The organism is Bacillus sp. S14(2024), assembly GCF_050473785.1.
In the GTDB taxonomy this organism is placed as follows: domain Bacteria; phylum Bacillota; class Bacilli; order Bacillales; family Bacillaceae_G; genus Bacillus_A; species Bacillus_A yunxiaonensis.
On the sequence record NZ_JBFLUP010000006.1, the window covers coordinates 4,727,702 to 4,740,000 of the forward strand.

Consider the following 12,299-nt stretch of genomic DNA (forward strand, 5'->3'; position numbering starts at 1 on the left):
ACAATAACTCCTTTTATTTGAAATAAATTCTATCATAGGTAAAAATTACTTTCCTAACAACGTAATAACAACCATATTACAATTTTGATACAAAAAAGGAAATTTTAGAAAGATTTTCGACAAGAAAAAAGATGTTTCACGAATGTTACACGTGAAACATCTCTCCTTTTGTCATTATTACTTAATTTTTGTACCATTTGGTAAGTTTTGGTCAACCGTTGCTAACGATAATTTTCCGTTTTCTTCGCCTGCCAAAATCATACCTTGTGATAATTCACCACGTAGTTTTACCGGTTTTAAGTTTGTAACACAAATAACCTTTTTCCCTTTTAATTCTTCTGGAGAATAAAATTTAGCAATTCCAGATACAACTTGTCTTTTTTCTGCGCCTAAATCAAGTTGTATCTTTAACAACTTGTCTGCCTTTTTCACAGGTTCTGCATCTACCACTTCTGCTACACGTAGATCTACTTTAAAGAAATCGTCAATTGTAATTTCTTCTGCCTCTGGCTCCGCTTCTTTCTTTTCTTCTACTTTTGGAGCAGAACCTTTCATTTGTTCTTTAATATATTCTACTTCTACTTCTACTTCTAAACGCGGGAATACAGGCTGACCCTTGGCAACTTTAGTACCAGTTGGAATGCAACCAATTGCAGAAAGGCTATTCCAAGTTTTATACTCTTCATCTGCAATCCCAATTTGTTCAAAGATTTTTCCTGGTGTTTCTGTTAAAAATGGCATTAACATAATCGCTGTTTGACGAAGCGCTTCTGCAAGATGCGCCATAACAGAAGCGAGTTTCTCACGATCACTTTCATCTTTTGCTAATACCCACGGTTGTGTTTCATCGATATATTTATTTGTACGACTAACAAATTGCCAAATTGTGCTTAGCGCCACTGAAAACTCCATGTTTTCCATTGAAGCTTCTACTTTTTGCAATGTATCTTTTGCAAATGTTACTAAAGCTTCATCAAATTCTGTTACATTTGCTTTATAAGCTGGAATTTCTCCGCCAAAATATTTATCAATCATTGCTACTGTACGATTTAATAAGTTTCCTAAATCATTCGCAAGATCAAAGTTAATACGCTCAACGAATCCTTCTGGTGTAAATACGCCATCTGATCCAAATGGTACTTCACGAAGTAAGTAGTAACGAAGTGCATCTAAACCATAACGATTAATTAATGTGACAGGATCTACTACATTTCCTTTTGATTTACTCATTTTTCCGTCTTTCATTAAAATCCAACCATGTGCAAACACTTTTTTCGGAAGTGGTAAATCAAGGGCCATTAAAATAATTGGCCAATAAATTGTATGGAAACGAACAATTTCTTTTCCTACTAAATGAACATCTGCTGGCCAATATTTTTTATACTTTTCTTCATTCGCTGTTCCATAACCTAATGCTGTAATATAGTTAGATAATGCATCTACCCATACATAAATGACATGCTTCGGATTACCCGGTACACGGACACCCCAGTCAAAAGAAGTACGAGAAACAGCTAAATCTTCTAATCCTGGTTTAATGAAATTATTAATCATTTCATTTTTGCGTGATTCCGGTTGAATGAAGTGCGGATTATCTTCATAGAACTTTAATAGTCGATCTACATATTTCCCCATTCTAAAGAAATACGATTCTTCACGAACAAGTTCTACTTGGTGACCACTATCGGGACTCTTTCCACCAATTACTTTTCCATTTTCCATCACTGGGTCAACAAGTTGATGCTCTGTATAGAATGTTTCATCTTGTACAGAATACCAGCCTTCATATTCATCAAGATAAATATCACCTTGATCAACAAGTTGCTTAAAGATTTTTTCTACAACTTCTTTATGACGATCTTCTGTTGTACGGATAAAATCATCATAAGAAATATCCATTTTACTCCACAGTTCTTTAATTCCTGCTACAATGTTATCAACATACGCTTGTGGTGTAACATTTAATTCTTCTGCTTTCTTTTGAATCTTTTGTCCATGTTCATCAGTGCCTGTTAAATAGTAGACATCATATCCTTGCATACGCTTATAGCGTGCCATCGCATCTCCCGCTACAGTCGTATAAGCATGTCCGATGTGAAGTTTTCCACTTGGATAATAAATCGGAGTTGTAATGTAAAAGGTCTTATTTTCCTCTGTCATCGTTTTGAACCTCCCAAATGACCTCATATGTATTTATAAACAGTATATCAAAAACTTACGTATAAAAACGAGTGAATGCTCTATATCTTTTATCATCTATTACTCATATTAAGAAAAAATATACGTTTTAACACTTCAGAATTGTCAATAAAATTAAGATAATAAAGTAAATCTCTCTATACATCTATTATTTTTTAGTATATATAATAAATAGATGCGAAAATCTACAAAACTTTTATAAATTTTATAATTAAAGAATTGACGGAAATGTCAATGATTGGTATCATATGTGCATAGGGTATTTTGTCGAAAAATGACGAATTGAAATAGACTTACAAACTTGCAGAATATGAGGAGGAGAAACAAATATGAAATCTACTGGTATCGTTCGTAAAGTTGATGAGTTAGGCCGCGTTGTAATTCCAATTGAATTACGTCGCACACTAGGTATTGCAGAAAAGGATGCTCTTGAAATCTACGTTGACGATGAGAAGATCATCTTAAAAAAATATAAGCCAAACATGACTTGCCAAGTAACAGGTGAGGTTTCTGATAGCAACCTTTCATTAGCTGAAGGTAAAATCATTTTAAGCCCAGAAGGCGCAGAACAAATCTTAAAAGAGTTACAACAATTCATCGCAGCAGCAAAATAAAAGCTTCTCTATTAGAGAAGCTTTATTTTTAAACATGGTATGCTTGATATACATCCCGTTTCGACATATTTCGATCTTTTGCAACTATTTTAATCGCTTCTTTAGAAGAAAGACCTTTCTCCTCTATGTAGTATTCGACATGTCCCTCAACCGTTAATGTTTCCCACCACATTTCTTCATCTGTCTCTTCTTCCGTAGAACCTTCTACTAGAACACAAAATTCTCCGCGTACTTCATTTTCCTTTGCCCAATGAATGACTTCCTCTAAGGAGCCACGAATAAATTCTTCAAATTTCTTCGTGAGCTCACGACATAGTACAACATTTCTATTCCCTAATACATCTTTCATAGAAATTAATGTTTCTCCTAATCGATGTGGTGCTTCGTAAAACATCATTGTATTTGGAATATAACGCAACTTCTCTAATTCTGCTTTACGCTCTTTTTTATGTCTCTGTAAAAATCCATAGAAGTAAAAGTGCTTTGTCTCTAATCCAGATGCAATTAATGCTGTAAGCGCAGCATTTGGGCCAGGAAGAGGCACAACTGAATACTGCTGCGCTACTGCTTGTACAACGATGTCATAACCAGGATCTGAGATACACGGCATACCTGCATCACTGACAAGCGCTACCATTTTTCCTTGTTCTAACATATCTAAAATTTTTCGACCGCTCACTTCTTTATTATGTTCATGATAACTCATTACAGGTGTTTCAATTTCAAAATAATTACATAGTTTTTTCGTTTGCCTTGTATCTTCTGCTGCAATAAAGTCTGCTTCTTTTAATATACGAATCGCACGAAATGTCATGTCTTCTAAATTTCCAATTGGAGTTGGAACTAAGTATAATATTCCTCTCTCATTCATCTGAAAGCTTTTTTGCTGCCACATAATAGTCTCCTTTTTGTATATACTCATCTTTTTGTTTTCGCTTTAATTGTTTAAAACGATATTCTGCCTGCATTGCAGTCCTTTTTTCTTCATAAGTTTCAAAGTATTTTAACATAACAGGACGCCTTGCTCTTGTATAGCGTGCTCCTTTTCCGCTATTATGAGCTTTAATTCGCTTCTCTAAATGGTTTGTATATCCCGCATAGTAGCTCCCATCAGCGCATTCAACTACATAAAAATAATGCTTATTCTGCTCCATATAAAATCGCATTCATTTCTTTCGTATATTCGTTATTATCTTCATATACAAAAAGAGGCGGCAAAATTTTCAAATCAGCATTCCCATCTTTAATACCTTCAATTAATAACGTATTGGCTTCTTTACCTACTTTTGGATATACAAATTGGAGGCGTTTTGGCTCAATTTTATATTTTCTCATAAGCATTACAATATCAAGTAAACGACCAGGGCGATGTACAAAGGCAACCTTTCCCCCTTGTTTAACAAGCTGGCTGCTAACACGTACAACGTCTTCTAACGTACACATAATTTCGTGACGAGCAATCGCTAAATGCTCATTTAAATTTTGTTCAGATGGTTTTGGTGTTTGAAAGTATGGCGGATTACATGTAACAACATCAAACTGATGTCGCCCTATTTGCTCAGGCATATGCTTTAAATCACCATGAATAAGCTGTATTCTCTCTTCTAAATCATTATATTGAACACTTCTAACACCCATGTTGTAAATGCGCTCTTGTATTTCAACCCCCGTAATCTTCCCTTTCGTACGAGAACTTAATAAAAGAGGAATCACTGCATTTCCTGTGCACAAATCTAATATATTTCCTTTCTGAATTGGCACCCACGCAAAATTCGCCAGTAACACTGCATCTAATGAAAAGTTAAATACTGACGGACTTTGAATAATTTTCATATCTTTTGATAGTAAATAATCTAAACGTTCATCTCCATACAACTGCATACATTTCTTTCCTTCCTTATCATTCAAACTTATTTTAACAGACGTTAAGACAATTTATGTCATGTTCATAACAGCCTAATCTGCTTTACTTATATTTTGGTTATATGTACAAAAAATTACCTTTCCAATTTATTGGAAAGGTAATTTTATTTTTTATTTAAAAACGATAAACAGAATAAACAATCCCCTTCTTTACGTACACTTCCATAATGCAAATTGCAAATATGAAAACCCTCTTGATACAGGCGTGCCAAATTATCATATCCTTCACCAATATCTATTTTAGGTTTTATCTCTTTTCGTTTACTCGACTTTTGTTTCTGTTTATTCTGAACTTCTTCAAAATGATTTCGCAAATTTTCATTTTCCATTTTAATATGTTGGTTTTCTTCAAGTAGCTCTGCGAGATGCTGCTTTAACTCTCCCAACTGTTTATAGAGATGTCCAATTTGCTCTTCCATACTGGAAACAGCTGCAAAAATATCTTTTTTCTCCACAAGCACCCACCTCATTAATCTGTGGTTTGACTCGAAACGACCCCTTTATTTATTAATTCATCTAACGTATATTCTACTATCCGTTCCTTGTCTACTAATTCCACTTGAATTAATCTTTCTAAAATATTTAATCCGATTACACGACCAAGACCATGCGGTGTTTGTATCTTTTCATCTAAATCTGGAAGCTGCTCTTTTGCTGCTTCATATTCATCATTTTCATACTTTAAACAACACATCAGTCGACCACATAACCCAGAGATTTTCGCAGGATTTAACGATAAATTTTGATCTTTTGCCATTTTAATGGATACAGGTTCAAAATCACCTAAAAAAGTAGAACAGCACAGCATTCGACCGCATGGACCAATACCGCCAAGCATTTTTGCTTCATCCCGAACACCAATCTGTCTTAACTCGATTCTTGTCCGAAAAATAGCCGCTAAGTCTTTTACAAGATCACGAAAATCAATACGACCGTCCGCCGTAAAATAAAAAATAACCTTATTGCGATCAAATGTATATTCCACGTCAACAAGTTTCATATCAAGATCATGCTCGATTACTTTCTGCTGACAAACCTGATATGCTTCTTTTGCTGCACGTTTATTTTCCTCAACAATTGTACGATCATTTTCATCTGCTATACGAATGACTTTCTTTAATGGTAGTACAACATCATTTTCATCGACTTGCTTCTTTGTGATGACAACTTTCCCATATTCGATTCCCCGTACTGTTTCCACGATCGCAAATTCATTTTCTGAGATATCAAATTGATTGGGGTCAAAGTAATACACTTTTCCGGCCTTCTTAAAACGAACACCTACTACATCATACAAACGGTCATCCCTCCTGCAACCGCAACACTAACTGTTCGAACACAAGCTGCGCATTTACATTAGCGTTGATTCTATTTTTTGCTTCTAATATATTGAAAAGAGCCGATACAATGCGCTTTTGAGAATAGGAAAAAGATTGGAATAACCCTTTTTGGTCCTGAAAAACGAGACGATCTTCTTCTCCCAATTGAACATATAATAAATCCTTATAAATAAGGAGCAACATATCTAATCCTAACTGTAATTGTTCTTTCTCTCCAAAATGCTTTACCCACTTCTCCTGTACAAAAAAAAGAGACGTGGTATCTTTCTCTAGGGCTTCACATAATTTTATCACTAAAGTTCGTGCTTGTGCAAACCATTCATCACTGCAAAACGATAACACTTCATCAAAACTATTTGTAAGTTCAGCCGCAAGATTCCCTAAAGAGATACTTACTTCTTCTTTTTGTAAACGATTTATCAGTGCATCTTTGGGAAGAGATCGAAACGTAACAATTTGACATCGTGATAAAATGGTACTTAAAATTTGATGACTTTGCTCAGTTAACAAAATAGCCGTTGTGTCACTGCTCGGTTCCTCTAAAAATTTAAGCAATGTATTTGCAGCATTTGGTGTCATCTTATCTGCATGCTCAATAATGTATATTTTTTTAGTTGCTTCTAGACCAGTTTTGGAAAATTCCTCTTGTAATTCATGGATTTGCTGTTTCTTAATTGATAATCCATCTGGTGTAACGGTATATACGTTTGGGTGATTACCCGAATGAATACGCCGGCAATTCGTACATGTATGACAAGGCTCTACCCCATTTCGCTGCAAACAAAGAAAGCTTTTCGCCATTTGCATAGCTGTTTCAATCTTTCCTGTTCCTTTTGGCCCTTCTAACAAATAAGCGTGGGATATCCGCTCTTTTGCAATACTATTCATTAACATTTTTACAACAATGGGTTGTATAAGAGACAGTTGTTCCCACGTCTTCGTCATGTTTTATACCTCACTTTTTATACTTTCTTCTATTATAACAACTTTTGTTCAATAATCTGAGTAACTTCTTCTATAACACTGTCTATTGGTTGATCTGCATTTACAACGACGATGCGATCTGCAAAGCGATCTACTAATTGTAAGTATCCTTCACGAACACGTTTATGAAATTCCATACTTTCTAAATCTAAGCGATTTACTTCCCTATTACCATCTTTTCTAATACGAGCTAGTCCAACCTCTGGCTCAATATCTAAATAAATAGTAATATCCGGCATACAATCTTCTGTCGCAAAACGATTAATCTCAAATACTTTATCAACGCCAAGCCCCCTTGCATATCCTTGATAAGCAAGAGAGCTATCAATAAAACGATCGCATATTACAATATAATTATCTGTTAAAGCTGGTATAACTTTTTCTACTAAGTGTTGTCTTCGTGCCGCAGCATATAATAAAGCTTCTGTACGTGCTTCCATCATTGTATGCTCTTTTTTATGTAAAATGGTACGAATTTCTTCTGAAATCTTAATACCACCTGGTTCACGTGTTGCCATTACCTTTTGTTCCTTCTTCTCAAAGTACGGCAGTAATTTTGTAATTAATGTAGATTTTCCTGATCCTTCAGGTCCTTCAATTGTTACAAACAATCCCTTCATCTGTAAAACCTTCTTTCTTTATATATCGTATACAGTAATATTTTTTGTATTTCCTTGAAAACGTGCACCCGTCTCTTCTAAATAAGAAATTTGATTTATATGCTCTAACGTAATTTCTTCTCCATACATGAGCAACGGAATCCCTGGCGGATACGGTATAATCATATCAGCCGCAATCATGCCTAACGCCTCTTCTAACGGTACAATTTTTTTCTTATACTTCTCTAATTGCTTATATGTAAATGATAAAGAAGACAAACTTTCTTTATAAGGATAGCGAATACATGGTTTACTATTTTCTACATCATATGAGCTCAGTACAGCCTCTAGCTTATCGATTATCTTTATATATTCCTCATCTACTTGGAGCGGTAAAATAAGTAAAACATTATATGTATCTGCCATTTCAACATAGATACCAATCTCTTCAAATACGCGTTGTAATTCATATCCAGAGAGTTTACAACGTGTTTGTACAGTTACTTTTAATGCATCTTGTATTGGATAATCTAAAACAGAAAATTGCGGAATACGATTTAATGCTTTACGAAATTGCTGAGTAAATGTAGAAATCTCCTTACAACCTTCTTCTTTTATTTTTGCTAATGTAAAACGAGCTATATCTAATGAAGCCATTATTGGATAAGAAGGACTACTAGATTGCAACATATTTAAATAAGAAGAAATTTTTTCTTCGTCAACGAGAGTGCTATTTACATGTAGGTATGAACCCATTGTCATTGCTGGTAATGTTTTATGTGCAGAATGAACAACAATATCAGCTCCATACATAAGAGCTGATATTGGAAAAGGCTCTCCAACACAAAAATGAGCTCCATGTGCCTCGTCTACTAAAACAGGAATACGATATGCATGTGCTAAAGCAATGCTCTTTTCTAAATCTACACCCATACCATAATAATTTGGATGTGTTAAAATAAGAGCTTTTGCTTGCGGATATTTTTGAATTGCAGCTTCAATCACGTCATGGGGAACACCAACAGGTACACCATATTCTTCGTCAATCCATGGCTCTAGAAAAACAGGGGATGCTCCAGCTAATTTAAGACCATTCATAATGGATTTATGAGCATTTCGTTGTACAAGAACCGTATCATGCTCATTACAGCATGCCAATAGCATAGCTAAATTTCCAACGGTTGAACCATTAATTAAAAAATAACTTTTTTGCACTTCATATAACTCTGCTAATAATTGCTGTGCTTCTTCTATACATCCAAATGGACTATGAAGATCATCAAGTCCATTAAGCTCTGTTACATCAATAGAAAGTATATCATGAAAATACTTCTGTGCCTCATGTGGAAAATTTGTTCCATTTTTATGACCTGGAACATGAAAGGATATTGGCTTCTTATTTGCAAAAATCTTTAACGCTTCATATAATGGCATTTTTCTTTGATCCATACTCACTCTTCCTTATTATTCATTCTCTCTACATTATACCGAGTTTTGTACAAAAAAAATAATAGGCAAATATGCCTATTTTCTAACTCGATACTTGTATCTTCCGCAATTGCTGTAAATAAAACATATACTTCGGATCATTTGTATTTGTTCCTATCATTTCTCGCTCGCATGATTCACATATAAAACTCGTATACAAATGAATGCCACTATCCTTCTTATGTTCACACACAATACAAACCTCTTCTTTTGTTGTAGCATACCCCATATGTTCGCCTATTTATCGTAGTCTATCTAACCAGCATTATATAAAACTAGACAAACGATAATTAAGCTTTCCCTCCCCTCTATATGAAATGAAACAGTACATTTATAAGCGTTAACACTTTTTAAAAATTTATACGCCCTTTTATACTTTTATTGTATGAATCATTTCTAGGCGAAGTGTCTGTCTGAAAAATAGTTGAATCTCCCAGTTGTTTCTTAAAGAGTAAATCTTACGCCAAGAATAGCAGGGTAAAAATAAAAAGACGAGTCCAATGACTCGTCTTTCGTTTGCCTGGCAACGTCCTACTCTCACAGGGACAAGGTCCCAACTACCATCGGCGCTAGAGAGCTTAACTTCCGTGTTCGGTATGGGAACGGGTGTGACCTCTCTGCCATCATTACCAGACTTATGAAGGTATATTCCTTCAAAACTAGATAACATTTGCTTCATATTATATGGTTAAGTCCTCGATCTATTAGTATTCGTCAGCTCCACGTGTCACCACGCTTCCACCTCGAACCTATCAACCTGATCATCTTTCAGGGATCTTACTAGCTTAACGCTATGGGAAATCTCATCTTGAGGGGGGCTTCATGCTTAGATGCTTTCAGCACTTATCCCTTCCGCACATAGCTACCCAGCTATGCCCTTGGCAGAACAACTGGTACACCAGCGGTGCGTCCATCCCGGTCCTCTCGTACTAAGGACAGCTCCTCTCAAATTTCCTACGCCCACGACGGATAGGGACCGAACTGTCTCACGACGTTCTGAACCCAGCTCGCGTACCGCTTTAATGGGCGAACAGCCCAACCCTTGGGACCGACTACAGCCCCAGGATGCGATGAGCCGACATCGAGGTGCCAAACCTCCCCGTCGATGTGGACTCTTGGGGGAGATAAGCCTGTTATCCCCGGGGTAGCTTTTATCCGTTGAGCGATGGCCCTTCCATGCGGAACCACCGGATCACTAAGCCCGACTTTCGTCCCTGCTCGACTTGTAGGTCTCGCAGTCAAGCTCCCTTATGCCTTTGCACTCTACGAATGATTTCCAACCATTCTGAGGGAACCTTTGGGCGCCTCCGTTACTTTTTAGGAGGCGACCGCCCCAGTCAAACTGCCCACCTGACACTGTCTCCCGGGTCGATAAGACCCGTAGGTTAGAATTTCAATACAGCCAGGGCGGTATCCCACCAGCGCCTCCACCGAAGCTAGCGCTCCGGCTTCAAAGGCTCCCGCCTATCCTGTACAAGCTGTACCAAAATTCAATATCAGGCTACAGTAAAGCTCCACGGGGTCTTTCCGTCCTGTCGCGGGTAACCTGCATCTTCACAGGTACTATAATTTCACCGAGTCTCTGGTTGAGACAGTGCCCAAATCGTTACACCTTTCGTGCGGGTCGGAACTTACCCGACAAGGAATTTCGCTACCTTAGGACCGTTATAGTTACGGCCGCCGTTTACTGGGGCTTCAGTTCAGAGCTTCGCTTGCGCTAACCCCTCTCCTTAACCTTCCAGCACCGGGCAGGTGTCAGCCCCTATACTTCGCCTTACGGCTTCGCAGAGACCTGTGTTTTTGCTAAACAGTCGCTTGGGCCTATTCACTGCGGCTTTCCGTTAAGAAAGCACCCCTTCTCCCGAAGTTACGGGGTCATTTTGCCGAGTTCCTTAACCAGAGTTCTCTCGCTCACCTTAGGATTCTCTCCTCGCCTACCTGTGTCGGTTTGCGGTACAGGCACCTTTTATCTCGCTAGAAGCTTTTCTTGGCAGCGGGGAATCAAAGACTTCGCTCCATAAGGAGCTTCCCCATCACAGCTCAGCCTTCGCGGTAAGCGGATTTGCCTACTTACCAGCCTAACTGCTTGGACGTGCACAACCAATCGCACGCTTCTTCTATCCTTCTGCGTCCCTCCATTGCTCAAACGATAAAGAGGTGGTACAGGAATATCAACCTGTTGTCCATCGCCTACGCCTGTCGGCCTCGGCTTAGGTCCTGACTAACCCTGAGCGGACGAGCCTTCCTCAGGAAACCTTAGGCATTCGGTGGACGGGATTCTCACCCGTCTTTCGCTACTCATACCGGCATTCTCACTTCTAAGCGCTCCACCAGTCCTTACGATCTGACTTCACAGCACTTAGAACGCTCCCCTACCACTGATACCATAGGTATCAATCCGCAGCTTCGGTGGTGTATTTAGCCCCGGTACATTTTCGGCGCAGAGTCACTCGACTAGTGAGCTATTACGCACTCTTTAAATGGTGGCTGCTTCTAAGCCAACATCCTAGTTGTCTAAGCAACTCCACATCCTTTTCCACTTAATACACACTTTGGGACCTTAGCTGGCGGTCTGGGCTGTTTCCCTTTTGACTACGGATCTTATCACTCGCAGTCTGACTCCCAAGGATAAGTCATTGGCATTCGGAGTTTGACTGAATTCGGTAATCCGATGGGGACCCCTAGTCCAATCAGTGCTCTACCTCCAAGACTCTCACACTTGAGGCTAGCCCTAAAGCTATTTCGGGGAGAACCAGCTATCTCCAGGTTCGATTGGAATTTCTCCGCTACCCACACCTCATCCCCGCACTTTTCAACGTGCGTGGGTTCGGGCCTCCATTCAGTGTTACCTGAACTTCACCCTGGACATGGGTAGATCACCTGGTTTCGGGTCTACGACCACGTACTAAACGCCCTATTCAGACTCGCTTTCGCTACGGCTCCGCCTCTTCAGCTTAACCTCGCACGGGATCGTAACTCGCCGGTTCATTCTACAAAAGGCACGCCATCACCCGTTAACGGGCTCTGACTATTTGTAGGCACACGGTTTCAGGATCTCTTTCACTCCCCTTCCGGGGTGCTTTTCACCTTTCCCTCACGGTACTGGTTCACTATCGATCACTAGGTAGTATTTAGCCTTGGGAGATGGTCCT

11 protein-coding genes and 2 rRNA genes (1 of these 13 cut by a window edge) are annotated in these 12,299 nt (G+C 38.4%); 1 reads left to right on the top strand and 12 read right to left on the bottom strand.

The genetic code is table 11. The features are described 5' to 3' along the window. Window positions 1-177: 177 nt before the first annotated feature. Window positions 178-2,160: a methionine--tRNA ligase gene (gene metG, locus AB1279_RS23955; protein ID WP_429752870.1), complete on the bottom strand. Its 1,983-nt coding sequence runs from the start codon at window positions 2,158-2,160 to the stop codon at window positions 178-180. A 368-nt stretch (window positions 2,161-2,528) separates the two neighbouring features. On the opposite strand from metG, the gene AB1279_RS23960 reads away from it, so the two are divergent. Next, window positions 2,529-2,813, top strand: coding sequence for an AbrB/MazE/SpoVT family DNA-binding domain-containing protein (locus tag AB1279_RS23960; protein WP_098305010.1), 285 nt, complete (start codon window positions 2,529-2,531; stop codon window positions 2,811-2,813). Window positions 2,814-2,841: 28 nt separating this feature from the next. On the opposite strand, the gene rsmI is transcribed toward AB1279_RS23960, so the two are convergent. The 11 genes from rsmI to AB1279_RS24015 all read right to left on the bottom strand — a co-directional run. Then, a complete protein-coding gene (gene rsmI / locus AB1279_RS23965) occupies window positions 2,842-3,708 on the bottom strand; it encodes a 16S rRNA (cytidine(1402)-2'-O)-methyltransferase (RefSeq protein WP_429761241.1) in 867 nt (288 codons plus the stop codon). Continuing rightward, window positions 3,677-3,967: a GIY-YIG nuclease family protein gene (locus AB1279_RS23970; RefSeq protein ID WP_429752872.1), complete on the bottom strand. Its 291-nt coding sequence runs from the start codon at window positions 3,965-3,967 to the stop codon at window positions 3,677-3,679. Before AB1279_RS23970 ends, rsmI begins: the two co-directional genes overlap by 32 nt. Then, window positions 3,954-4,694 carry a tRNA1(Val) (adenine(37)-N6)-methyltransferase gene (locus AB1279_RS23975; protein ID WP_429761243.1) on the bottom strand — a complete coding sequence of 247 codons (741 nt, stop codon included), beginning with the start codon at window positions 4,692-4,694 and terminating at the stop codon, window positions 3,954-3,956. The genes AB1279_RS23970 and AB1279_RS23975 overlap by 14 nt, the downstream gene beginning before the upstream one ends. Before the next feature lie 146 nt (window positions 4,695-4,840). Further along, window positions 4,841-5,191 (bottom strand): DNA replication initiation control protein YabA, encoded by a 351-nt coding sequence (yabA, locus tag AB1279_RS23980; protein ID WP_429752874.1) that lies wholly within the window; start codon window positions 5,189-5,191, stop codon window positions 4,841-4,843. A gap of 14 nt (window positions 5,192-5,205) precedes the next feature. Then, window positions 5,206-6,033 carry a PSP1 domain-containing protein gene (locus AB1279_RS23985; protein ID WP_429752875.1) on the bottom strand — a complete coding sequence of 276 codons (828 nt, stop codon included), beginning with the start codon at window positions 6,031-6,033 and terminating at the stop codon, window positions 5,206-5,208. Between the two features lie 4 nt (window positions 6,034-6,037). Further along, complete coding sequence (gene holB / locus AB1279_RS23990) at window positions 6,038-7,021, bottom strand: DNA polymerase III subunit delta' (protein ID WP_429752876.1); 984 nt, start codon at window positions 7,019-7,021, stop codon at window positions 6,038-6,040. 32 nt (window positions 7,022-7,053) lie between these two features. Next, window positions 7,054-7,680, bottom strand: coding sequence for a dTMP kinase (tmk, locus tag AB1279_RS23995; protein ID WP_429752877.1), 627 nt, complete (start codon window positions 7,678-7,680; stop codon window positions 7,054-7,056). 18 nt (window positions 7,681-7,698) lie between these two features. Then, on the bottom strand, window positions 7,699-9,108 hold the full coding sequence (locus AB1279_RS24000) for an aminotransferase class I/II-fold pyridoxal phosphate-dependent enzyme (RefSeq protein WP_429761244.1): 1,410 nt from the start codon (window positions 9,106-9,108) through the stop codon (window positions 7,699-7,701). Window positions 9,109-9,190: 82 nt separating this feature from the next. Then, a complete protein-coding gene (locus tag AB1279_RS24005) occupies window positions 9,191-9,376 on the bottom strand; it encodes a sigma factor G inhibitor Gin (protein WP_429752879.1) in 186 nt (61 codons plus the stop codon). Window positions 9,377-9,665: 289 nt separating this feature from the next. Next, window positions 9,666-9,781: ribosomal RNA gene (gene rrf / locus AB1279_RS24010) — 5S ribosomal RNA — on the bottom strand. Between the two features lie 50 nt (window positions 9,782-9,831). Further along, window positions 9,832-12,299, bottom strand: a 23S ribosomal RNA gene (locus AB1279_RS24015); it runs 455 nt beyond the window's last position.